At 65.9% G+C, this 22,099-nt stretch carries 32 protein-coding genes; 20 read left to right on the forward strand and 12 right to left on the reverse strand.

What is annotated here, in order from left to right:
* The first annotated feature begins 40 nt into the window (after positions 1-40).
* Positions 41-436: a hypothetical protein gene (locus HWX69_RS05690; RefSeq protein WP_178916121.1), complete on the forward strand. Its 396-nt coding sequence runs from the start codon at positions 41-43 to the stop codon at positions 434-436.
* A 3-nt stretch (positions 437-439) separates the two neighbouring features.
* Here the strand turns inward: HWX69_RS05690 and HWX69_RS05695 are convergent, their stop codons facing one another.
* The 4 genes from HWX69_RS05695 to HWX69_RS05710 form a co-directional block, all read right to left on the reverse strand.
* Positions 440-1,717 carry a DUF7405 family protein gene (locus HWX69_RS05695; RefSeq protein ID WP_178916122.1) on the reverse strand — a complete coding sequence of 426 codons (1,278 nt, stop codon included), beginning with the start codon at positions 1,715-1,717 and terminating at the stop codon, positions 440-442.
* 55 nt (positions 1,718-1,772) lie between these two features.
* Entirely contained in the window at positions 1,773-2,531 is a 759-nt protein-coding gene (locus HWX69_RS05700; protein ID WP_178916123.1) for a DUF7001 family protein, read from the reverse strand.
* Positions 2,532-2,534: 3 nt separating this feature from the next.
* On the reverse strand, positions 2,535-3,467 hold the full coding sequence (locus HWX69_RS05705) for a sulfide-dependent adenosine diphosphate thiazole synthase (protein ID WP_178916124.1): 933 nt from the start codon (positions 3,465-3,467) through the stop codon (positions 2,535-2,537).
* 68 nt (positions 3,468-3,535) lie between these two features.
* Positions 3,536-4,012: a metal-dependent hydrolase gene (locus HWX69_RS05710; protein ID WP_178916125.1), complete on the reverse strand. Its 477-nt coding sequence runs from the start codon at positions 4,010-4,012 to the stop codon at positions 3,536-3,538.
* 83 nt (positions 4,013-4,095) lie between these two features.
* On the opposite strand from HWX69_RS05710, the gene HWX69_RS05715 reads away from it, so the two are divergent.
* From HWX69_RS05715 to HWX69_RS05730, 4 genes are all read left to right on the forward strand, one after another.
* Positions 4,096-4,482, forward strand: a complete 387-nt coding sequence (locus tag HWX69_RS05715) for a DUF5789 family protein (RefSeq protein WP_246286415.1) — start codon at positions 4,096-4,098, stop codon at positions 4,480-4,482.
* A gap of 195 nt (positions 4,483-4,677) precedes the next feature.
* Positions 4,678-6,006 (forward strand): tRNA pseudouridine(13) synthase TruD, encoded by a 1,329-nt coding sequence (gene truD / locus HWX69_RS05720; RefSeq protein ID WP_178916126.1) that lies wholly within the window; start codon positions 4,678-4,680, stop codon positions 6,004-6,006.
* Between the two features lie 83 nt (positions 6,007-6,089).
* Entirely contained in the window at positions 6,090-7,169 is a 1,080-nt protein-coding gene (locus tag HWX69_RS05725) for a sensor histidine kinase (RefSeq protein ID WP_178916127.1), read from the forward strand.
* A gap of 50 nt (positions 7,170-7,219) precedes the next feature.
* Entirely contained in the window at positions 7,220-7,942 is a 723-nt protein-coding gene (locus tag HWX69_RS05730) for a DUF2103 domain-containing protein (RefSeq protein ID WP_178916128.1), read from the forward strand.
* On the opposite strand, the gene HWX69_RS05735 is transcribed toward HWX69_RS05730, so the two are convergent.
* Entirely contained in the window at positions 7,939-8,256 is a 318-nt protein-coding gene (locus tag HWX69_RS05735) for a hypothetical protein (protein ID WP_178916129.1), read from the reverse strand. The genes HWX69_RS05730 and HWX69_RS05735 overlap by 4 nt on opposite strands.
* Positions 8,257-8,347: 91 nt before the next feature.
* Between HWX69_RS05735 and HWX69_RS05740 the strand changes: the two genes are divergently transcribed.
* The 7 genes from HWX69_RS05740 to HWX69_RS05770 all read left to right on the forward strand — a co-directional run bounded on the left by HWX69_RS05740 (position 8,348) and on the right by HWX69_RS05770 (position 10,626).
* The gene (locus HWX69_RS05740; RefSeq protein ID WP_156708598.1) at positions 8,348-8,611 is read left to right on the forward strand and encodes a 50S ribosomal protein L37ae; all 264 of its coding nucleotides are present in this window, start codon (positions 8,348-8,350) and stop codon (positions 8,609-8,611) included.
* 4 nt (positions 8,612-8,615) lie between these two features.
* Positions 8,616-8,750, forward strand: a complete 135-nt coding sequence (locus tag HWX69_RS05745) for a DNA-directed RNA polymerase subunit P (RefSeq protein WP_015408900.1) — start codon at positions 8,616-8,618, stop codon at positions 8,748-8,750.
* 6 nt (positions 8,751-8,756) lie between these two features.
* The gene (locus HWX69_RS05750; RefSeq protein ID WP_178916130.1) at positions 8,757-8,999 is read left to right on the forward strand and encodes a KEOPS complex subunit Pcc1; all 243 of its coding nucleotides are present in this window, start codon (positions 8,757-8,759) and stop codon (positions 8,997-8,999) included.
* 54 nt (positions 9,000-9,053) lie between these two features.
* Positions 9,054-9,449, forward strand: a complete 396-nt coding sequence (locus HWX69_RS05755) for a prefoldin subunit beta (RefSeq protein ID WP_178916131.1) — start codon at positions 9,054-9,056, stop codon at positions 9,447-9,449.
* Between the two features lie 4 nt (positions 9,450-9,453).
* Positions 9,454-9,711, forward strand: coding sequence for a DUF3194 domain-containing protein (locus tag HWX69_RS05760; RefSeq protein WP_178916132.1), 258 nt, complete (start codon positions 9,454-9,456; stop codon positions 9,709-9,711).
* 87 nt (positions 9,712-9,798) lie between these two features.
* Positions 9,799-10,101 carry a UPF0175 family protein gene (locus HWX69_RS05765; RefSeq protein WP_178916133.1) on the forward strand — a complete coding sequence of 101 codons (303 nt, stop codon included), beginning with the start codon at positions 9,799-9,801 and terminating at the stop codon, positions 10,099-10,101.
* Positions 10,102-10,626 carry a hypothetical protein gene (locus HWX69_RS05770; protein WP_178916134.1) on the forward strand — a complete coding sequence of 175 codons (525 nt, stop codon included), beginning with the start codon at positions 10,102-10,104 and terminating at the stop codon, positions 10,624-10,626.
* On the opposite strand, the gene HWX69_RS05775 is transcribed toward HWX69_RS05770, so the two are convergent.
* From HWX69_RS05775 to HWX69_RS05800, 6 genes are all read right to left on the reverse strand, one after another.
* The gene (locus tag HWX69_RS05775) at positions 10,623-12,491 is read right to left on the reverse strand and encodes a DUF2070 family protein (protein ID WP_178916135.1); all 1,869 of its coding nucleotides are present in this window, start codon (positions 12,489-12,491) and stop codon (positions 10,623-10,625) included. The genes HWX69_RS05770 and HWX69_RS05775 overlap by 4 nt on opposite strands.
* A 46-nt stretch (positions 12,492-12,537) precedes the next feature.
* Complete coding sequence (locus HWX69_RS05780) at positions 12,538-13,092, reverse strand: GMP synthase subunit A (RefSeq protein ID WP_178916136.1); 555 nt, start codon at positions 13,090-13,092, stop codon at positions 12,538-12,540.
* 108 nt (positions 13,093-13,200) lie between these two features.
* Complete coding sequence (locus HWX69_RS05785; RefSeq protein WP_178916137.1) at positions 13,201-13,971, reverse strand: enoyl-CoA hydratase/isomerase family protein; 771 nt, start codon at positions 13,969-13,971, stop codon at positions 13,201-13,203.
* Between the two features lie 103 nt (positions 13,972-14,074).
* Positions 14,075-15,610 carry a 2-isopropylmalate synthase gene (locus HWX69_RS05790; RefSeq protein ID WP_178916138.1) on the reverse strand — a complete coding sequence of 512 codons (1,536 nt, stop codon included), beginning with the start codon at positions 15,608-15,610 and terminating at the stop codon, positions 14,075-14,077.
* 173 nt (positions 15,611-15,783) lie between these two features.
* The gene (locus HWX69_RS05795; protein WP_178916139.1) at positions 15,784-16,134 is read right to left on the reverse strand and encodes a DUF192 domain-containing protein; all 351 of its coding nucleotides are present in this window, start codon (positions 16,132-16,134) and stop codon (positions 15,784-15,786) included.
* Positions 16,135-16,195: 61 nt separating this feature from the next.
* Positions 16,196-16,600 (reverse strand): hypothetical protein, encoded by a 405-nt coding sequence (locus HWX69_RS05800; RefSeq protein WP_178916140.1) that lies wholly within the window; start codon positions 16,598-16,600, stop codon positions 16,196-16,198.
* Between the two features lie 77 nt (positions 16,601-16,677).
* Here HWX69_RS05800 and HWX69_RS05805 point away from each other — a divergent pair, with 77 nt between their 5' ends.
* The 4 genes from HWX69_RS05805 to HWX69_RS05820 all read left to right on the forward strand — a co-directional run bounded on the left by HWX69_RS05805 (position 16,678) and on the right by HWX69_RS05820 (position 19,448).
* Complete coding sequence (locus HWX69_RS05805) at positions 16,678-17,217, forward strand: DUF7097 family protein (RefSeq protein ID WP_178916141.1); 540 nt, start codon at positions 16,678-16,680, stop codon at positions 17,215-17,217.
* 165 nt (positions 17,218-17,382) lie between these two features.
* The gene (locus tag HWX69_RS05810) at positions 17,383-18,705 is read left to right on the forward strand and encodes an RNA-guided endonuclease InsQ/TnpB family protein (RefSeq protein ID WP_178916617.1); all 1,323 of its coding nucleotides are present in this window, start codon (positions 17,383-17,385) and stop codon (positions 18,703-18,705) included.
* Positions 18,706-18,781: 76 nt separating this feature from the next.
* Positions 18,782-19,204: a VOC family protein gene (locus tag HWX69_RS05815; protein WP_178916142.1), complete on the forward strand. Its 423-nt coding sequence runs from the start codon at positions 18,782-18,784 to the stop codon at positions 19,202-19,204.
* 67 nt (positions 19,205-19,271) lie between these two features.
* The gene (locus HWX69_RS05820; RefSeq protein ID WP_178916143.1) at positions 19,272-19,448 is read left to right on the forward strand and encodes a hypothetical protein; all 177 of its coding nucleotides are present in this window, start codon (positions 19,272-19,274) and stop codon (positions 19,446-19,448) included.
* A gap of 54 nt (positions 19,449-19,502) precedes the next feature.
* Here HWX69_RS05820 and HWX69_RS05825 read toward each other — a convergent pair whose 3' ends face one another.
* Complete coding sequence (locus tag HWX69_RS05825) at positions 19,503-19,940, reverse strand: bifunctional nuclease family protein (RefSeq protein WP_178916144.1); 438 nt, start codon at positions 19,938-19,940, stop codon at positions 19,503-19,505.
* Between the two features lie 59 nt (positions 19,941-19,999).
* On the opposite strand from HWX69_RS05825, the gene HWX69_RS05830 reads away from it, so the two are divergent.
* The 4 genes from HWX69_RS05830 to HWX69_RS05845 all read left to right on the forward strand — a co-directional run bounded on the left by HWX69_RS05830 (position 20,000) and on the right by HWX69_RS05845 (position 22,047).
* Positions 20,000-20,284, forward strand: a complete 285-nt coding sequence (locus HWX69_RS05830; protein WP_178916145.1) for a hypothetical protein — start codon at positions 20,000-20,002, stop codon at positions 20,282-20,284.
* 123 nt (positions 20,285-20,407) lie between these two features.
* Entirely contained in the window at positions 20,408-20,659 is a 252-nt protein-coding gene (locus HWX69_RS05835) for a hypothetical protein (protein WP_178916146.1), read from the forward strand.
* A gap of 56 nt (positions 20,660-20,715) precedes the next feature.
* The gene (locus tag HWX69_RS05840) at positions 20,716-21,504 is read left to right on the forward strand and encodes an enoyl-CoA hydratase/isomerase family protein (protein WP_178916147.1); all 789 of its coding nucleotides are present in this window, start codon (positions 20,716-20,718) and stop codon (positions 21,502-21,504) included.
* 72 nt (positions 21,505-21,576) lie between these two features.
* On the forward strand, positions 21,577-22,047 hold the full coding sequence (locus HWX69_RS05845; protein WP_178916148.1) for a hypothetical protein: 471 nt from the start codon (positions 21,577-21,579) through the stop codon (positions 22,045-22,047).
* The last annotated feature ends 52 nt before the right edge of the window (positions 22,048-22,099 follow it).

Below are 22,099 nucleotides of genomic sequence, written 5' to 3' on the forward strand. Positions count from 1 at the left end.
GAGTCGGCACCGTTTTCCCCCAATCGGCCGACGAGACCGTATGGAACGACGGGTCCTCGTGGGTGGGTTCACGACCGCTCTCGCGGTGGTGGTGGTGGTTCTCGGCAGTTTCCTCCTCGGGCGGGACCTCGTCGCGGCGGTGCTGTTCGCGGCGCTGCCGGGCGGAATCGTCGCCGGCCTGCTCTCCCGCGAGTCCGGCCACGTCGGGTCGGGTGCCCGAGCCGGCGCCTACGGCGGGGTCGTGGCCTTTCTCGGGTTCGTCGCTGTCGGAGCGGTCCAGACGATTCTCGGTGGTGACCTCTCGGTTCTGTTCCTCGGGGTGCAGACGGTGTTGGTCGCCCTACTGGTGGTGCCGATTCACGCGGCGGTCGGCGCTGGCGGTGCCGCCGTCGGCGTCAGAATACGGCGCGCGATGGGTCGGGAGACGGCGCTGTAGTGGCTACGGCGCCTCGCCGTCGGGCGTCGGGAGCGCTCGCAACTCCCGCGGCGGGACGAGGAAGTTTCCCCGACGCTTGACGAAGATGTACCGGAGGATGCCGTTGTTGACGCGCTGGCGAATCGCCGGCGTCTCCTCGGTGATGTCCGCACCGTTCATCGCCTCACGAACCGCCTCGAACGTCGAGATGCCCTGTTGAAGGCTGGGGAAGTGGAGGCTGGCGACGCCGTCGTCGGTCGACTCGACGTGCCGACGGAGCGTCAGGACGTTGCCCTCCTCGTCGCGGTTGGCGCGGGCCATCTTCTGGGCGTGGCCGACGGCGCCGTGTTCCCGCGCCTGTTCGACGAGTGCTTCGAGGTCCTCGGCGACGACGCCGCTGTGGTCGCCGACGTTGTTGCCGACGCCCTCGACGTCGCCGACCTGGTGGGTCCCGAACAGTTTCTTCACCATGCTGTCGTGGTCGTTGTCGCCGTACCAGCGGTCGAGTCGCTGGTGGAGTCGCGAGACGTGTTTCGTCGTGCCGCCCTCGAAGGGGCCGTCGTCGATGGTGATGAACGCCTCGGAGGCCTGATTGCCGGCGAAGCCGGCGTTGAACCCCATGAACAGTTTCGACGCCTCCGGCACCTGCGTCCCCTCGGGAATCCCGTCGACTTCGTCCTGTTTCTCGGCGGGCATGCCGGGGGCGATAAAGCCCGTCCGCCGGGAGCGGACGGTTCCCGGGAACGGAACTGCGTCGACGCCGTTTGCGGTCTCTTGGTCGCCGAACAGCGCCTCGTCGGCCTCCATCACTACGTCGGCGCGGTCGGAGGCGAGATGGATGTGTACGTCCTGGGTGTCGAACTCCGGTTCTTCGAAGTCCGACAGCGCCCGCGGTTGGGGGAGGTCGACGCCCTCGGGGGCGGCCCCGTAGCGCTCGAAGTACGACGGCGAGTAGCCGACGGAGAAAATCAGCCCCGCGGGCGAGCGCTCGTAGGCGCGGTCGAGGACCGCGAGGGCGTCTTCGACCTGCTGGCGGTCCGAATCGGTCGGTTCGCCCTCGGCATCGAGGTTCACGTACAGGAAGATGTGGTGTTTGGGGAGGGCGTGGTTGCCGTGTTCGTCGGTCTCCAGAACGTCGTTCCAAGCGTGTTGGCGGCGCGGGAGCGTCGAGGGGTCCTCGACGCCGGCCGGAACCGGCTCCTCGCCGGCGAAATCTAGACACGCCGAGAGGCCCGCGGTGCCCCCGACGGCGACGGCGGCCTTCAGGAAGTGCCGGCGCGTCGGCGCGTAGCGCTGGGTCATTGGTCGGTTTAGTGACCCGGTGCCAAAGCGGGTTTTGGTTCGAACGACGAACGCCTCACCCGTATCGGTCGGCGTGGACAGCGCAGAAGGGTGGGTCGCGCAGTTGGGCGTTCAGGAGGGCAGGCTGGCGGTGGGCGTCGTACAGGCGGCAGTCGGGGTCGGCACAGAACGCCTCGCCGGTTTCGAGGTAGTGAGACGCCGCCAGCACGTACCCTTTCAGCACGTCGGTCGTTCGCGAATCGTCGGCGACGAGGAACTCGCCGTCGACCTCGTTTTCGAGCACCTCCCGCGGCGGTGTGTCTCCGGAAACGAGGGCGTGTTTCTGTTTGGCCTCGTAGTAGGCCTCGGGTTTCGCGGGCGCCTCGTACAGCCCTGGCACCGAGAGCACGGCCGGCTGTCCGAGGACGGCCACGCGCTTGTGCCAGCGGCCGTCGTGGTCGCCCCACGTCCCGAGGACGCGGTCGAGGAGAGGGACGTGGAGATGGTCGAGACCGCTCTCGTCGGGCAGTCGCTTCCGGAGGGCGTCCTGTATCGCCAGCCCGTCGTAGATGACGCCGCCGGCGCGCTCTGGGTGTTCGAGGGCGCGCTGTTCGTACCGGACGATGCCGAGCATGTCGGTGCCCGTCTCGCGGTCGTACGGCGACAGCACTCGCGCAGCCGCGAACTCGCGGGCCAGTTCCTCCCCGGCCACGTCGCCGAGCAGGCGGTCGTCGACGGTCACCTCGGCGTCGATTCGCTCGTCGAGCCACGCCGCGATGGCGTCGGCATCGGCTTCTGTCGTCGGGGCGCGATACAGTGTGACCCGGTCGACCATTCCTCAGTCGTCGGCGGGTTCCGGCGACCGACTCGTCAACTCGACCTCGGGGGCGTCGACTTCGAGTTCGTCGAGGGCGACCTGTGCGGCGCGCTTCCCGGAGAGCAGCATGGCGCCGAAGGTCGGGCCCATCCGTGGGAGACCGTACGTCGTCGCCGTCGCCATCCCAGTGACGACGAGGCCGTCGTGGGCGAGACCGGTGTGTTCGACGACGGCGTCCTCGCTCTCGCCGACCCACATCGAGTCGTGTCCGGGTGAGTCGTGGCCGGGAGCGCCGTAGCTGTCGTCGCCCGTGTTGTCCATGCCGGTGTTGTGTTCCTCGGCGTGTTCGATGCCAGGGGCGTTGAGGACGCCGCGTTCCTGCAGTTTCGAGACCGCGACGGCGTCGTGACCCGTCGCGTCGATGACCAAATTCGCCTCGACGGCGATGGGGTCGACGCAGGTGATTTCCCGCGGCAACGCGTGGACCGGTGTCCAGTTCATTACAATGCCGCCGACGCGGTGGTCCTCGCGGATGACGATGTCGGTGAATTCCGTCATGTTCTGCATCTTCGCGCCCGCATCGCAGGCGGCCTTGATGAGTCCCGAACACGCCTCGGGGCCGTTGGCGACGTACAGTCCCTCGCTGTCCTGGGAGCGCTTGAAATCCACGTCGAGGTCCTCGAGGACGTTCTGTGCGGGGTCCCGGACGGTGACTTTGTTCATCAGGAAGCCGCCCAGCCAGAAGCCGCCGCCGAGGTAGTTGTTCTTCTCGACGACCATCGTCTGGACGCCGCGCTCGGAGAGTTCCTTCGCCGCCATCAGTCCGGAGGGGCCGCCCCCGACGATGATGACGTCCGAATCCGAGAAGTCCATGAACTCCTCGGTCCACTCCTGTCCGATTGCTCGTGTCACTTCCGCCTCTCCCACGTCGGAGAACTTGCCGAACTCGCTCATACAACTGAGTAGTATTTTCTGGTAATACTAAGCCGTTGTGGTCGATAGCGTTCTTGGTAGCAGCGCGCTCACAAGATGATGATGGCTTGCGAGAGAAGCGCGATTGCGGTGCCCACACCGAGAAGTGTCGCGTTCGCTCGGGGGTTCGCCGCCGGCGTGAGGTCGAAACTGTGGTGCCACCCCGACAGCGGAGCGAACGGCCGGACGCCCATCGGCGTGATGCTGTCGGCCAGCAGGTGCGAGACGAGCGAAACCGCGACCGCGCTTCCGAGGGCGCCCCCGAACGCTAGCGCCCGATCGAAGCCGCTACCGACAGCGACGCCGACGCCGACGCCGACTGCCGAACACGTAAGAAGGAACCAGACCGTGTGGGTCGGCCCGCGGTGGTCGATGGGGAGCAGTTCGTCGGCGTCGGGCAGCGTTGCGACTGCAATTGCAACGGCGAAGCCGACGGCGGCGAGTGCGGGGTCGCCGCGTGCCGTCAGTACGGCTCCGAGAGGCGCGTAGGCCAACAGAGCCGCACCGACGTGTCCCCAGCGGTACATACGATGTATCCGGTGCCGAGGAAATGAAGCCCTTCCGGGAGCGCTTCGTAAGGATTACGACGGGAACCCGCGAAGACCGGGGTATGAGCGACAACGGCGACGAGGAGGCCGAGGAAGCCGAACCGGCGGTCGAACTCGGCGAGGGTGCCAGCGTCGAAGGCGCACCACTCGCGCGGGTCGCCTCCCGGCTCCACTACGCCATCGAGAAGAGCGAAGTCGACCGACGCGAGGGGGAGACGACCATCCGGACGCCCGACGGCCCCCGCGAGTTGGGTGAGATACTCGAGGAGAGCGACGAGGTGTACTTCGACACCCGACAGTCCTTCGAGACGGCCGTCCGCGATGTCATCGGAACCGGGCCGATTCCGACCGCCGACGGCGGCAGCGACGCGGGGACGGACCCCGACGCCGACGCCAACGCGGAACCCGACGACGAGGACGGCGGCTTCGAGTTCTCCGAAGAGGAGTGATCCGACTCGAACCCTTCTGGTCGGAGCCGACGCAGTAACTTCGTCATCGGCCGCTTCGTCGGCATCGCCCCGGACGACGAGGCGTGGGCGGGCACCGTCGCCGACACCGGCGAACTCGTTTCTGAGTTCTTCGAGCGGGTGTAGCGGTCGCGACGGAAACAACGACGCTTTGTGAACGCGGCCGCAGGCCCGAGTATGCGCGAGTCCCATCCGATAGAGGCCGCCGTCGGCATCGCATACTACGTCTCCGAGGCCGACGGCGTCGGCGGCCACCTCCGGGACCGCCCCGAGGACTTCCGCGTTCGGGAACGGGAGGCCTTCGGCGCGGACGTCCACCCGCTCGACGCCGAAACGGGGTCGTACCCGCATCTCGTCTTCCGAGCGACGCTTCGGGGCTGGGACACCAACGACTTCGCCTCGGCGCTGTCGAACGAACTCGGAATCAGCCGAGAGCGAGTGTCGTGGGCCGGCACGAAGGACAAACACGCGGTCACGACACAGCTGTTTTCGGTGAAACGGCCCGAGGGGAACGATTTGCCGACGTTCGACGGCGTCGACATCGAGGTGCTGGGGCGGGCCGGCCGGCCCGTGCTGTTCGGCGACCTCGTGGGCAACGAGTTCGAACTCGTCGTTCGGGACGCCGAGCGACCGGAGAACGCCGAGGCAATCGCCGCGGAACTGCGAGCCTTTGCGGCCGACGGCGAGGGCGACGCCGAGTCGGTCGCCGTCCCGAACGTCTTCGGCCAACAGCGCTTCGGGTCGAAACGCCCCATCACACATCGCGTCGGCCTCGACATCGTCCGCGGCGACTGGGAGTCCGCCGCGGTCCGGTACGTCTGTGAGGCCGGTGACCGCGAACCCAAATCGACACAGGAGGCACGGGAGTACGTCGGCGAGACACGCGACTGGGAGGCGGCGCTGGACAGACTTCCGAGGCGGCTTCGCTTCGAACGCGCCATCGCTGCCCGACTGGCCGAAGGCGCCGACGGCCCCGCCGACTACCGGGAGGCCCTCGAACGCCTGCCGACGAACCTCCAGCGGATGTTCGTCAACGCGGCCCAGTCGTACGCGTTCAACCGCATCTGCTCCGAGCGCCTGCGTCGCGGGCTACCGTTCGGCCGACCCGTCGCCGGTGACGTGGTGTGTTTCTCCGACGACGACGGACTGCCGGACCCCGGACGGACGCAACTCGTCGACGAGGGTCGCCTCGAGACGGTGCGGCGACACTGCGAGCGCGGCCGTGCGTTCGTCACCGCGCCGCTTCTCGGCACCGAAACGGAGTTCGGAAGCGGCGACCCGGCGGCAATCGCCCGGTCGGTCTTCGAGGACATCGGCATCGAACCCGCGGACTTCTCTCTGCCCGGGGAGTTCGATTCCTCGGGCACCCGGCGGGCGATTCGCGTCGAGACGACGCTCGACATCGACACCGACCCACTGACGCTTCGGTTCTCGCTACCGAAGGGGAGCTATGCGACGGCGGTGGCTCGGGAGTTCCTGAAGACCGACCCCGAGAACCTCGCCTGAGAGGCGGATTCGCGCTTAGCGGCGCCCAAACGAACATTGGGCCGAGCGAGGGAGTCAAGTGGGAGGGGGATTATGTGAACCGTATGTCGAATCAGCCCATCAACCGACCGAACGTCCCCGTACGTGACATCGAGGGGTCGTGGGTCGTCGTGGCCATCGGGCTGTGTCTGTCGCTCTTTGGGGGGTGGCACGTCTTCACGTCCGGTGTTCCAGGGGGTGTCCTCGAGTCCGGCTCGACGCTCTTCATCAACGTCGGCCTGCCGGTGGTGGCGGTCGGCGTCATGCTGTATGCGGCCCGAAAGTCCCCTACCCGAGAGTGGACGGTCGCTCGGTGGATGTTCGGCGGTATTCTCGCGCTCGGAACGCTCGCGGCGTGGGCCAGCGCCGAATCCCTCATCGCTGGAGAGTTTATGGCCGCCCGTGGGACGCTGTTGTTGGGTGCGAACCTCGGCATCCTCTTCGGCGTCGTCACCGGCGTCAACCGTGCGCGAGCGAAACAGAACGCGGAACTCGCCGAACGCGAGCGCGCCCAGCGGGAGGGGATGGCGTTCCTCAATCACCTGTTGCGTCACCACGTTCTCAACGGGATGACCATCATCAACGGCTACACGGACGAACTCCGCGAGGAGGACGTCTCCTCGGAACACATCGAGGTCATCGAGCGCCAGAGCGAGCGCATCGTCACGCTCGTCGAGAACGTCCAGACGCTCGTCCAGTCGCTGTCCGGGGACCCGGAGGCGAAACCGGTCGACATCGCAGACGTGGCCGACCGCGCCGTCGCCGACGCCCGCGAGACGTACCCGAACGCGAGTTTCGAACTCGAGGCCGACTCGGCGACCGTCCGGGCCGACGACTTCCTCCGGTCGGTGCTCGACAACCTCCTCGCGAACGCCGTCGAACACCACGACGGTGAGCCGTCGGTCCGGGTCACCGTCGAGACCGGCGACCCGACGGTCCTGCGGGTCGAAGACGACGGCCCCGGCATCCCCGAGGACATTCGGCAATCCTTCACCGAGAAAGACGACATGGCGACCGGCGTCGCCGGCGACGGTCTCGGTCTGTATCTCGTGCATACGCTCGTGACGAACTACGGCGGCGAGGTACGCATCGCCGACAACGACCCCCGCGGAACCGTCGTCACGGTCGAACTGCCGCGGGCCTGAGCGAGTTCCGAACCGCCCCGCTTATCGGCGTTCGTTGCCTTCCGTCCCACATGGAGTGTCGGTGCTGTGGAACGCCGCTGGAACGCCCCGGCGACTACTGTCTGGTTTGCCGGAGCGAGAACGCCGACACCGTCGTCATCGACTGTGACCGCGAGCGTGCGACCGTCACCGCGCTGTTGGACGACGACATCGTCTCCCAGCGAACCGTCACGACGCGCCCCGAAAACGACCAGCGGTGGGCGCCGACGGAACTCCGCAACTACGCGGGTCGCATCGCCGACGAGATACGGCGCAAGCGTCCCGAGGAGGTGTACGCCACCGGCGACCGCGAAGTCGTCCGGGCGGTTCGCAGCGAAGTCCACTATCCCTTCTATCGCGTCGCCGACGACGATCCAATCGAGGCCGTCCGGCGCAAGCGCGGCGAACCCACCCTCGAGGTTGTCGAGGCCTCCACCGAGGAGAAACTCGGCGGCAGCCACTCGACGCTCATCGGCGGCCGCGACGGACGGAAGGTAATCGACACCGTCGCGGGCCACCCCCACGTCAAGAAAATCATCCCCGGCCCCATCGACGCCGGAGGGTCGGGCTCGCGAACGGGCGTCCGGGCGAAGGCGACCCGCGCCGACGACACCGGCAACGTCCGACTGCTCATCCGTGACGGCTCCAGCGTTCAGGAGAACCGCGTCGTCACGACCGCGAGCGAACGCGAGACCGGCGAGTACGTCCGCGCGGACCTCAACGACGCCCTCGTCGAAGCCGAACTGAAGGATTAACTCGGGCCGGCCTCGCTCTGGACGAGCCAGCCGCCCTCGATGCCGCAGGCCTCCCTGACTTCGTATTCGATGTCGGTGTCCTCGCCGACCACCGAACCGCCCTCGACGGCCTCGATGCGGAGCGGCACGTCGAGGTTGCTGCCACAGCAGCCGACGCCGACGAACTCCTCGAGAACGTCGCCCACTGCGATGCGATCGTTGGTCTTCCGTAAGTACGCACGGAACGACGGCTTCTCGACCTGGAATCGGCCCCACTCGCTGAGGTCGGCCGGATACGACACCACGAGTCGGTCGGCCGTCTCGGTTTCTCCCATACTGGATTTCGGGGACGGACGTAAAAACCGCTGTCGCCGGCTACCGCGAAACGTGAGACTTATCCGTTCGCTGGGTGGAACGTATGATACTATGGCCAAGAAGGGTACGACCGGGAGCGCCGGCCGCTTCGGCGCCCGCTACGGGCGCGTCGCACGGCGCCGCGTCGCCGACATCGAAGGCGAGATGGAGAATTCACAGGTCGACGGTGACGACGTCAAACGCGTCGGGACGGGCATCTGGGTGAACGAGGAGACCGGTGAGAAGTTCACTGGCGGCGCCTACAAACCGCAGACCCCCGCCGGCAAGACCGTCCGCCGCTCCATCCGCGCGGCGCTCGGCGAAGACGAGGAGTAGGCTCATGAGCTACAAGTGCTCCCGCTGTAAACGCGACGTCGAACTCGACGAGTACGGCGGCGTCCGCTGTCCGTACTGCGGCCACCGCGTCCTGCTGAAGGAGCGGAGCCGCGACATCAAAGAAGTCGACGTACAGTAAGCGGCCGTGCACGACGCGGAACTGGTTTTCGACTACGACACGCCCGAAGCGGCCGCGCTAATCGCCGACAGCGTCGGCCAGGAAATCGGCGAAATCGAGGGCGACCGCACGACCGCCGCCGTCAGTCGAGACGGCTGCCGACTCCGAATCGACATCGACGCCGACGACCTCGTCGCGCTGCGAGCCGGGTTGAACACCTGGACAACGCTCATTGAGGTCGCCGAGCGGAGTATGAAGGCCGGTCGTTGAACGCGCGAAAGCCGAAAGCGTGGCTTTTTCAGTATTCATCCCGACGGTCGGTGTATGCAGGGTAATCTACCGCCTGAGGCACAGGAGAAAATCGAGGAACTCCAAGACCTTCAGGAGACCGCACAGCAGGTCGCACAGCAGAAACAGCAGGCCGAAACGCAACTGCAGGAGTCGAAGACGGCGCTGGAGACCCTCGACGACATCGAGGGCGACACGAAGATGTACCGAGAGGTCGGCGAACTGCTCGTCGAGACGGAGTACGACGAGGCCTACGACAACCTCGAGGAGAAGGTCGACAGCCTCGAAGTCCGCACCCAGACCCTCCAGAAGCAGGAGGACCGCGTCCAAGAGCAGTTCGAGTCCCTCCAAGAGGAACTCCAGCAGATGCTGCAGGGCGGCGCAGGCGGCGGCCCGATGGGTCCCGGCGGCCCGGGCGCCGGCGGCGCGTAACGACGTGACCGACGAATCGAGCGGCGAGCCGAGCGACGAGGAGGTCGTCGAAGCCGCCTCCGACGCCGCCGAGGGGGTCGTCCTCTCGCGGTACAAGCAATCGGCGGTGACCGACCTCGACGTGACCGTGCGGTTCGAGGACGGCGTCCTCGAAGTCGACGTGTACCTCAACGCACCCGAGGAACCCGACCCCGAGGACGTGGTTCAGGAGGCCATCGAGGCCGCCGAGGCGGCCGTCGACGAACTGTTCGAGGACGCCTAACTCCTCGCTTTTCGCGGTCGATGCGTGTGTAGCGGCCGCTGTCTCTCGGCGATACTGTTTTGTACGACAACGTGATACGATGTATACATGCCCTCGATAAGCGCTCGAGTCCCCGACGACGAAAAGGAGGCGATAGAGGAGGTCGCAGCGTTGTTGGAGGAGGACCGAAGCACCACGATTCGGAAGGCGCTCCGGGAGGGATTGACGGAACTCCGGATTCGCGTGGCGGTCGAGCAGTATCAGTCCGGTGAGGTGTCGGTCAACGAGGCGGCGCGTATCGCTGGCGTGAGCCTCGCCGAGTGGCTGGAAATCGCAAGAGAGCGAAACCTCACGTCGCAGTTGACGCCGTCCGACCTCGAAGCGGACGCTGACGCGGCGCGGGACCTGTAGATGCACATCTACGCGGACGCGAGTACGCTCATCGCGCTCGGGACGGTCGGGGAACTGGACCGACTCGGCGTTTTCGACGGCCATCTCGTCATCCCCGAACGAGTTCGGACGGAGGTGACGACGCAACCGGCCGCGGAGAACCTCCGACGGTTCATCGAGGAACTCGAAGACACGCGGGATAGCACTCCCGAGGCGATAGCCGCGACGACGAGGGGGCGTGCGAAGGCGGTACTCGACGAACCAGAACCCAACGGCGACACCGAAATCATCGCCGGCGTCCTCGCGAAGACCGACCGAGACGAGCCGGTAGCGGTCGTTTCCGACGACAAGCGCGTCCGGACGGTTGCGGACGGATTGGGCGCGACGGTCACCGGAACAATCGGTGTCGTCGTCCGGAACGTGGCCGAGGGCGAACTCACCGCCGACGAAGCGAAGGCGCTCGTGCGCCGACTCGACGACCACGGGCTCCACATGACCGGCGAACTTCGGGAGACGGCCGACGACCTCATCGACGAGGCGAGTTAACTGGCCAAAAGGAACACCAAGAGACTCACCGCCATCGACCCGCCGAGCACCACGAGCAGCAGCGCACCGCCCATCTGTATCATCGCGTTGGCCGTCGAGGCGAGCGTCTCGGTGCGGTCGTTGCCGAACACCGTCACCTCGGCGTGTTCGACGGCCATGCCCGCCTCGACCGGTTCGCAGTCGGCGACGGCCTCAGAAACGAGGTCCTCGACGAGAGCGACGAGCTCGTCCGTGTCGATGGCGCCGCCGACCTGATTGTCCGCCTCCATCGTGTTGACGATGTGTGTGTCCGTCGTCATCACCTCGACGGCGTCGGCGTCGACCGCCGCGAGCAGTTCCTCGCGGAGTCCGGGTTCCATGTTGTTGCCGTCGACGAGGACGTAGGCGGTGCGGGTTCGGTCCTCGCCGTCGCCGACCTCGAAGACGGCCACGCGGACGCCGAGGGGCCCGATGCCGTCGTTCGGCTCCCAGTCGGTTTCGTCCCACGCGACGCCGACTCGAAGGGGCTGGCGTTCGGCATCCGAGAGACGCTCGCCGAGGCGACCCGCCGCTGTCATCATGTCGAAGGAGCGCTTCGACCCGGGGACTACGTGACCGAGGTCATCGCCCGCGAGGCCGTCGTTGCAGTTGTGGGCGTCGACGAGCATGACGTTTCGAATCCCGGAGACGCGTGCTTCGGCTGCCGTCGAGAGGCCGACGGAGAAGTCGATATCGTCGGCGAAGGCCGGGGCGTGGGTACCGACGACGAGGGCGTCCTCGCCGATTGCCTGTCCGAGCAGTTTCGACTCGCCTTCCTGCTCTCGAAGGCCTCGCGTCGCCTCGCTTGCGTAGTCGATTCGGTCGTGGGCCGTTTCGGCGGCCTCGAGGATGGTGTCGACTTCCCGTTCGGTGACGAGGTTGAAATCGTGGCCGGCGGTGGCGTGCGGCGGGAAGGCGAGGCCGTCGGTCGAGCGAGCGACGCGCTCGGGGAGGTTGCCACCGCCGATTTCGCCCATCGGTCCCGGGTGTATCATCGGCACGACGAACCGGGCCTTCTCGGTGCCGTCGTCGCGTCGAACCCCGAGGACGGTGACGGGGACGACGGCGTCCTCGCCCAACTGGCCGAAGAACTCCTCTAACTCGCGGGAGCCCTCGGCGATGTGGCCGATGAAGCCGCCGACGAAGTCCAACACGGACACGCCGAGGTTGCGCCGCCACGGTCGGTCGATGGTAATCAAGAAGAGCTGGACTGCGAGGGCGTACACTACACAAATCGCGCCGAGGACGGCGAAGTCGGCCGGTCGAACCCCGAGCAGCTCCGGTGGCGCGACCGCCGAGCGGGCGAGGTAGGTGTCGACGAGCGGGCCGCCAACGTCGAGATAGCGTGCGGCGCCGCTGTAGACGAACACGAGGACGGCGGCGACGAGGGTCTGGATGCTCGCGGGAACGGTAGCGACGAGAAGCGACCGTCGTGAGACGGCCATGACGACGAACAACCGGACGCCGAAGACGACGCCGAGCGCCATGATGAGCGCCTCGACGATGAACGCCTGTCCGAAGCCGGCGATGACCGCCACGAGCGCCGCGACGACCACGATGGCGACGACGAGCACCTCACAGGCGAGTGCGAGCAGCGCCGAGCGGTTGTAGGTCAACCGCCCGCCGAGTCGGCGGTCGACCCACGGGGTGGTGAAGGCGGCGACGACCGTCGGCACGCCGATGTACACCATCCCCTGATAGGCATCGTTGAGGGCGAACTGCGAATCGAAGGCGGCCAATCCGGCGACGGCCGCGACGAGCAGGGACAGAAAGAGACTGGCCGACCAGTCGGGTGCGCGGAAGACGAACCGCGACAGCGAGGCCAAATCGCCCTGCGTCCGTGTCATTGTCCCGACAGGGGGTCGCAGCGCGGTTAAAACGCTCGGAGGGGAGTTACGCGCTCTCGCAAACCGCGATGAAGTTCTCGAACACCTCTTCGCCGCGTTCGGTGTGGGCGACTTCGGGATGCCACTGGACGCCGTAGAGGTTCCGGTCGGTGTCGCTCATCGCCTCGACGCCGCAGACGTCGCTTTTCGCAGTGCGGACGAACCCCTCGGGCACTTCTTTCACCTCGTCGGCGTGGCTGGCCCACACCCGGGTTTCGGGTGCCAGCGACCCGACGAGGGGGTCGTCGTCGTCGGTGATCTCGACGGTCACGTCGGCGTAGCCGCCGTAGTCGCCGGATTCGACGCGGCCGCCTAACTCGTCGGCTATCAACTGCATCCCGAGACAGATACCGAGAACCGGTACGTCGCCGTCGAGGTAGTCGGCGGAGTGGCCGATGCGGTCCATCGAGGGGCCGCCGGAGAGGACGATGCCGTCGGCGTCGACGTCCTCTGGTGGCGTCTCGTTGTCGACTATCTCGGTGTCGATGCCCAAATCGCGGAGAGCGCGGTGTTCAAGATGGGTGAACTGCCCGTGGTTGTCGACCACGACGATTCGCGTCATTGAGTGTGCGTATCGCGTCGGCGCGTAAAAAGGGTCTGAAACGACGACCGGCCGTTCCGGGCCGTCATCGTTCCGATTCGACCGGCGAAGCGCTCCGTGACTCGGCGGCTACTCGAAGTCCGCCTCGCGGTCCTCGATGAACGCTGCCATCCCCTCCCGCTGATCGTGTGAGCCGAAGAGGCTCGCGAAGGCTCGCTTCTCGTAGGCCAACCCCGCCGCGAGCGGCCCTTCGTGGTGTTGGTTGATGGACTGTTTGGCGGCCCGAACCGCGAAGGCGGGTTTCGCCGCGAGTTGGCCGGCCAACTCCGCGACGCGGGCGTCGAGTTCGTCGTCGGGGACCACCTCGCCGAACAGTCCCTCGCGTTCGGCCGTTTCGGCGTCGAGGCGTTCACCGAGGAAGATCATCCGACGGGCGGTTTCGTCGCCGACGAGTCGGGGGAGGCGCTGGGTCGCCCCCCAACCGGGGATGATACCGAGGTCGATCTCGGTGTTGCCGATGAGCGCGCTCTCGGCGCCGACCCGGAGGTCACAGGCCAGCGCCATCTCACAGCCACCGCCGAAGGCGTAGCCGTTGACCGCGGCGACGGTCGGTGCCGGAAACGCCTCGAGGGCGTCGGCGACGCTGTGGCCGAGTTCGCCCCACTCCTGTCCCTCCTCGGGGGACAGCGACTGCATGTACTTGATGTCGGCGCCCGCGATGAACGACTCCCCGGCCCCGGTCAACACGAGTGCGCGGGCGCCGTCGTTGGCCGCAGCCGCCAACGCCTCGTTCATCGCTTCCAGCGTCTCGACGTTCAACGCGTTGAGCGCGTCTGGTCGGTCGACAGTCAGCGTCGCCACGTCGCCGTCCCACTCGAGTCGTACGGCTTCCCACGTCATGACACATCACACGAAGAGACCGAAGAAAGGCGTTTGGTTCGGAAACCATCATGTCGGTGTCGAGACCCCGGCTTCGGGGCGGTAGCGGTCGACCCGGTGGCCGTCAGTCGTCGGCCAGAACGGGCGTCTCCTCGTCGGCGAGCAGGCGGTCGAGGGCGTCGACCATCGCTCGCACGGAGGCCGTCGTGATGTCGGAATCCGAAGCGGCGACGGTGACCGTCCGGTCGCCGCGGGACATTTCCACCTCGACGGTGACGACGGCGTCGGTGCCGCCGGTGATGGCGTCGACGTGGTATGATTCCAGTTGGGCGTTTGCGGCCGCACCCAGCGCCGAGCGGACGGCGGCAATGGCCGCATCGACGGGCCCGGAACCGGTCCCCGAGGCGACCCGTTCCTCACCGTCGACGGTCAGTCGAACCGAAGCGGTCGGTGTCCCGCTGCCGGAGGCGGCGGTGAGGTCGACCAACTCGACGCGGCGGTCGTACTCTCGGCCCTGGACCTCCTCGGCGATGGTCAGGAGGTCGGCGTCGGTGATGCGCTTGCCGCGGTCGCCGAGCGCCTTCACGCGGGAGACGACCTCCGCGAGTTCGTCGTCGGTGACCTCGATGTCGTGTTCGGAGAGAGCGGCCTCGACGCCGGCGCGACCGGCGTGTTTCCCGAGGACGAGACGACGCTCACGGCCCACCTTTTCGGGTGGGTATGGCTCGTACATCGCGTCGTCTTTCAGCGTGCCGTCGGTGTGGATGCCGGATTCGTGGGTGAAGGCGTTCTCACCGACGACGGCCTTGTTCGGCGCCAGCGGCACGCCGGTCGACGAGGAGACGAGTTGCCCGAGGTCGTACAGTTTCTCGGTGTCAAGCGTCTCGACGCCGTAGCCGTGGTCCAAGGCGATGGCGACCTCCTCGATGGCGACGTTACCGGCGCGCTCGCCGATGCCGTTGATGGTGCCGTGGACGAGGTCGGCGCCCGCGGCGACGGCGACGAGGGTGTTCGTCACCGCCAACCCGAGGTCGTCGTGGGTGTGTGTCGACGTTGGGCCGAGTTCGGAGAGCCGGCTATAAATATCCAACATCCGGTCGGGCGTAGCGTGGCCGACGGTGTCGGGCGCACAGATGCGGTCGGCGCCGGCGTCCATCGACGCGCCCATCAACTCCTCGAGGAACTCGATATCGGCGCGAGAGCCGTCCTCGCCGAGGACCTCGACCCACAGCCCGTGGTCCTTGGCGTACTCCACGAGTTCGACGGTCTTTTCGACGACGTTCTCGTGGGTGGTGTCGAGTTTCTCCTCGACGTGGCGGTCGCTGGCGGGCACGACGAGGTTGACGCCGTCGACATCGCAGTCGAGCGCGAGGTCGATGTCGTTTTTGACGCCGCGGGCGAAACTCGTCACGCGGGCGTCGAGTCCGAGGTCGGTGACCCGCGAGATGGTTTCGCGTTCGCCCGCACCGGTGCAGGCGCTGCCGGCCTCGATGACGGCCACGTTGGCGTCGTCGAGTGCCAGTGCGATGTCTGCCTTCTCGTCGGGCGACAGCGAGATGCCCGGTGCCTGTTCGCCGTCGCGTAGCGTGGTGTCTAGGAACTGTACCTCGCAGTCTTCGAGGGGAGCAGTCGCTGGGTGGTCCCCGAATAGCGTTGTCACGGTAGAATCCTCTGTGTTAGATAAGCGGTCGAATTTCTCGACCAGCCGCCGCGTGGCGACTTACTCTATCCTCTGCCGTATTGGTGTTCGGCATGGGTACAAGAGACACATTGGCGTCGGGGTTGATTAAGTTGCGGGTTCGCGCACGATTTCGGGCGACCGCCGAAATCCGGCTACAGCCCCTCGATTCGGACGGCGTCGCCCGATTCGACGCCGTCGGCCGCACCGGCCGGCAACTCGACGACCGTGTCCGCCCTCGCCCGACCGCGGCCAGTCCACGCCGAGAGGCGCTTTACCGCCTGTACCTCGTCGTCGACGACCCAGACGGCATCGATGTCGAAGGGGACACACAGCATGTGCAGGCCGCGTTTCGTCGCTCGACCGAACGGAAACACGAGCGCGTAGTCGTCCGGTATCGACCGCCTGAACATCAGGCCGAGTCCCTGCGAGAGGAGGCCGTCGGCTACGTCGACCTCGCTCGCGAGGACCCGTTCGGTTCCGTCGGTTTCGTGGACGACGCGCACGCCGTCGGCTGCGTCGGCACCCGATAAAAAGTCACGCCCGGTTTCGCGATTCGACGCCGGGTCAGCGACCGACGACGCGTTCGACGTTCGGTTCGATTCGGAAGTGCTTCCCGCCGCGGGCGATGTCGAAGCCCATGAAGACGAACAGCAGAGCGCTGACACAGGAGACGGCGAACAGCGCGGTTTCGCTCGTCGTCGCGGTGCCGGCGAGGACGTGGGGAAGGTAGGTAGCCGGCAACAGCGCCGCGAACAGCAGGTAGGTCGCGGCCGCAAACCCTCGCCACGGGACCGTGAGGGGACCGACGGACAGTTCCGCGAGGCTTCCCGCGAGCAGGGCGGCGACGCCCGCGAGCACCATCAGGGCGATTGGCGTCGACACGAGGGCGCCGACGCCGAAGGCCGCGAGGAAGGCGGCCACTATCACGAGGTCGAAGGCCCCGAGATAGCGGAAGGAGGACTGTTTCATGCCTGCTGGGTTCGGCGGCAATCGTGTTAGGCCTTTGCCGACCCAAGGTTGAACTCCGACGACGCCTCACTCCGGTCATGGAGAAGACGCCGAAGGGCACCTCGGTCGGCGTCGACGACCCCTACGCCGTCGTCGAGCGCTGTGACTTCCTCACCGACGACGGCCGCTGTCGGTACGCCGCCGAACACGGCCACAACGACCCCGAGTTCGCCCGCAAGCGCCACAAAGACGATTTGCGGTGTCCCGCCGCCGACCCCGGCGGCGACTGGGAGTGGGCCGACTGTCCACATTTCCGGGCCCGACAGCGCTCGCGGGAGTGTCTCCGGTGTGGCCTCGAGGAGCGCCGCCTCGCCCACGACGACGAGCGGCCGTTACTGGAGGAACACCACCTCGAATATCGCGAGGACGGCCGGAAGGACGCTGCACACGAAATCACGGTGTATCTCTGTCGGTGGTGTCACGCCAAGATTCACGACTCGTGGGCGCGCATCGACGACGACGCCTCGCCGGACCCCGAGGCAATCGCGGAAGCGGAAGGTCGACGCTCGAAGGAGCAGGCGGAGTTCGGCTTCGAATCCGCCGCCGAACGCTACGGCGAGAAGCGGGACGGAGAGTAGCGCGTCGGGCTTATAAAACGCAAGGAGAATACCCGCGCCTTCAGGCGCGGGATGAATCCGACACCCCCTCCACAATCCACCGCCGATGGCAGGGCCGGATATTCCACGCTCTCAGCCACACCTTTACAAGAAAAGCGAGTATAAGTGATTATACAGGCGTTCAGGATGCTGGAAGTCCACCGCACTCACCGAGCGAAAATCCTCAACCACAGTCAAGTGGCTGAGATGCTCAACCAGCACGGGTGGTCGGCCAGCAAACTCTGGAACGTCGCCAACTATCACTCCCGAGAAGTCTGGGAGGAAACCGGAGAGATTCCCGATCACGGCGACCTCAAAGACGAGTTGAAGACCCACAACAAGTACAAGGGACTGCACTCGCAGTCCAGTCAGCGCGTTCTGGAGGAACTCGCTGAAGCCTTCAACTCGTGGTACGGCAAGAGGAAGTCTGACAATCGAGCGAATCCGCCCGGCTACCGCAAGAAAAACTACTACGACTCAGAAGGCCATCGCGTCCACGAAGAACACCCGCGCAGCACTGTGACGTGGAAGCAAAACGGCATCAAACACGACACCAACAACGGGCGAGTGCGCCTCTCGAAAGGGGCGAACCACAAGGAACACCCGAAAGCGTGGGAATACATCCTCGTCGAATACGAAACTCGACCCGGCGTCACAGTCGAGAACCTGCAACAGGCCAGAGCTGTCTACGACAAGGCAAAGGGACGATGGGAACTCCACCTCGTCTGTAAAGACGAGATCGAGACGCCCACCGCTCCCGGCAACGAGACGGCGGGTGTTGACCTCGGCATCTGCAACTTCGCCGCCGTCGCGTACAGCACCGAGGAAGCCGACCTGTACCCCGGCAACCGCCTGAAGCAAGACGGGTACTACTTCCCGAAAGAAATCGCCAAATGCGACGACTCTGGTGGCGACAGGGCCACGCGACTGCACCACAAGTGGTCGGAGCGCCGCACCCACTTCTTCCACTCCTTAGCGAAACACATCGTTGAACGATGTATCAAGAACGACGTTGGTCGCATCAACGTCGGGAAACTCGCTGGTGTCCGCGAAGACGACAACGGCGAGTCGAAGAACTGGGGCAAGCACGGAAACCTCGACCTGCATGGGTGGGCGTTCGACAGGTTCTCGAACATCCTCGAATACAAGGCGAAAGTCGAGGGTATCGAAGTCGTAGAAGTGGATGAGCGAGACACGAGCAAGACGTGTTGTGTGTGCGGTAGAGAAGACGATAGTCAGCGTGTCGAACGTGGCCTCTACGTTTGTGAGACGTGTGATGCGGCGTTCAACGCTGACGTGAACGGTGCGGAGAACATCCGTCTCGACATCAACGACGAAAGTAACTCCGAGTCTGCACCCGGTTTGGGTGAGGATAGGAGTACCGGCTGGTTGGCACAGCCCGGAGTCTACCTGTATGACCTCTCCCGAGGATTCCAACCTCGACGAGAGGTGGTGGACTGCAAACCCTAATATCCCAAACGCGGTCGGGATTCCTCCGCCTTCAGGCGGAGGAGGATGTCAATTCCGGCCGTCCCGAACGTACGGTATGACCCACCTCGGCCACGTCCACCTGAAGGTCCGCGACGTCGAGCGCGCGGTCGACTTCTATGTCGACTGTTTCGACCTCGCTGTCGAGGAACGCGTCGGGCGGTACGCCTTTCTCACCTTCGGCGACCACCACCACGACCTCGCGCTGCAGGGCGTCGGCGAGGACGCCCCGGGCCCGTCCTCGGGCGTTGGACTGTATCACGCCGCCTTCGAACTTGACGACGAGGCGGCGCTGCGGGCACTCTACGACTCCCTCCAAGAGCGCGGCGTCGCGGTGTCGCCGGTCGACCACGGCATATCCAAGGCGCTGTACTTCGAGGACCCCTCCGGAAACGGCGTCGAGGCCTACATCGACACGCGCGCTGACCACGAGGGCGAGTGGGATGGAGTCAACGAGCGCTTCGACCCGGCTGCCCTGTAGTGCCGTATTTCGCCACGAACGCTCAGTCAATCAAAAACCGTAACACGACCAGATACGTTCTTTCCGTATGAATCGGACGGAACTGTTCCTCGCTTTGGTCGTGTTCCTTCTGGCGGCGCTCGTTTACGAGACCGGTGACGGAAACACACCCGAGTTCGTCGTAATTCCTGTTCTCATGATTCTTTTTCTTCTCCCGATATACGTCGTTGGTGCACTCATCATCGAGAACGCCATCAACCGGTGAATCTCGATGACGTCCGCTGTCTCAACGGCCTCTCCGGCATCTCCGCTCACTAACTCATTCGACTTCGAACTCCTCGGGCGGCCGCCCCGCCTGGTCGAGGACGTCCTCGGAGACGAACACAGGACAGTCGACGCGTAGCGCGATGGCGATGGCGTCGCTCGGGCGGGCGTCGAATGACACGTCGGTTCGTTCCCCGTTGACGTAGCGTTCGGCGTCGATTTTCGCGAGGAAGGTGTGTTCGGCGAGGCCATCGATGCGGACGCGGTCGATGGCGCCGCCGAACTCCGTGAGCATCTCGACGAAGAGATCGTGGGTGAGCGGTCGCTCGAACGGCCGGCCTTCGAGGGCGTGAGAGATGGATTTGGCCTGGTCGGCACTGATGAAGATGGGGAGCGTCTCCCCGCGAGCGCGCAGGAGAACCACCGGTGCACCCTCCTCGCCGCCGTCGTCGACGCTGATGCCGAGGCCGTCGACGGTCGCCTCGTGTGTCATCGTATAACAGTCTCGTAAGCAGGACCAAAACTTTTCGCGTCCCAACGTGGAGGGGTGGTATGAGCGACCCCTACGTCGTCGCGCTGAAGCCCTCCGCACGCCGGGTGAGTTCGGCGGTGGGCAAGTGGGTCGCCGAGGAGGGCCGTTTTCGCGCCTTCGACTCGAAGGCGCTGGCTCGCGAGTGGGCCCGCGAGGTGAGCCCCCAAGGGCGGACGCTGTGGGTGCAGGACGCCCACCCTCGGGATTTGGGCCCCGCGGATGGCTACCTGCTGGCCCGCGCCAGTCACCTGCGGGGCAACGAGACGGAACTGCCGGGCGAACAGCGGGCGCTCTCGGAGTTGTGAAATAGCGCCAACCGTTCAGACCGTTTATTCTGCCAAAAATCGACTGTCTGGGGCCTGAACGGACTGAACGGCTCGAAACGGTGGTGACGGTACAAGTACCGACAGCAGGTAGGGACGCATGCAATGAGAGCCAAATCGATACTGCTCGCGGTGCTCGCGACGAGTGCGCTACTCGTCGGCGCCGTGGGTGCTGCGGCGGCACAGCCCGACGACAACGCCAGCGACAGTGACGCGGGCGAGCGTGGCCCGCCGAGCGACCTCCCCGAACCGGTCCCGGACTTCGTCGGTGACATCCTCGGGTCGGTGAACGACTTCCTGAGCGGCGGCATCTCGGACCTCGGTGAGGCGGTGTCGGGTATCGCATCGGGCGAGTGACGCACTCGTTTAGTGTTCCCCCTCAGTTTTAACCCCGTTCCGGCGCTGTCGCGGGTATGGAATCCATCGGTACCGGACTGGCGACGCTCGACGTAGAGGGCCACCGCGCGGATATCCGACTGGCCCGCCCCGAGAAGCGAAACGCGATGAACGAGGCCCTGATGGGCGATTTGACGAGCGCCTTCGAGCAGGCCAGCGCTCACGAGGGCGTACGTGCCATCACGCTGCTCGGCGAGGGGCCGGTGTTCTGTGCGGGGATGGACCTCCACATGATGCGGGATCGCGTCGAGGAGGACTCGAACATCGACCGCGAGGTGTTTCCCGAACTGCTCGACGCCATCGAGACGGCGCGACAACCGGTCGTCGCGGGCATCAAACGCGCCGCGCCCGCCGGGGCCTTCGAGTTGACGCTTCCCTGTGATTTCCGAATCCTCGGCTCTGATGCCACCTACGGCGTCATCGAGGTGAAACTGGGGACGTTCCCCCACGGCGGTGCGACCCAGCGCCTCCCTCGCCTCGTCGGACTCTCGAAGGCGAAGGAACTCGTCCTCACCGGTGAGTTCATCGACCCCGAGGAGGCGCTGGACTGTGGACTGGTCCACGAGGTGTGTGACGACGAGTCCGTCGACGAACGCGCGAAGGCGTTCGCGGACGACCTCTGTGAGAACGCGCCGCTGGGGCTCCGGAACGCCAAGGAAGCGCTCAACGCGGCTCTCGAAACCCCGTTGAAGCAGGGGCTGGAACTGGAGCGCGCGCTCGGCCGTGAACTCGACGACACCCGCGACTACCGCGAGGGGTTCGAAGCCCGAATCGAGGAACGGGAACCGGAGTTCCGCGGCGAGTGAGCGGTAGAATCGCCCAATTCGAGCAACATAACGGCCAGAAAACACTTACATCGGACACCGTTTCTAGCAGGTATGCGAATCGCACCGAAAGCGGTCGTACTCGCGGTCGTCCTGCTTTTCGGATTGGTCGCGGCACCCGCGGCGGTCGCCGCCCAATCCGCCGAGAGTGACGCCCAGTCGGTCGCGCAGGCGTACAACGACAACATCGGCGATGCACCCGATGTCATCGCGAATCGCTTCGCCGACGAGCGGGTCGCGATGACCGTCGAAGGGGACAACGGCACGGTGACCTACACCGCAGTCACCAACGAGAACGCCGAAATCGTCGAGTTCGAGGAAGGCGAAAACGACCCGACGGTTCGGGTAACGACCGACGAGGCGACTATCCGTGAGATCGCCGAATCCGAGGATACGGGTACGGCCGCCGTCGACGCCTACGAGTCCGACGACGTGACTGTCGAGGGCGTTGGCATCACGAACACCGTCACCGTCGAGACGGCGAAACTCGGCTACGAGGTCGGGTCGGCGCTCGGTCTACTGTAAAGGGATACGGCGGCAGGGCGGTGCCGGTGGGGTGGGTGGGGGAGTCGACGGT

It is taken from the genome of Natronomonas gomsonensis (assembly GCF_013391635.1).
Lineage (GTDB): Archaea > Halobacteriota > Halobacteria > Halobacteriales > Haloarculaceae > Natronomonas > Natronomonas gomsonensis_A.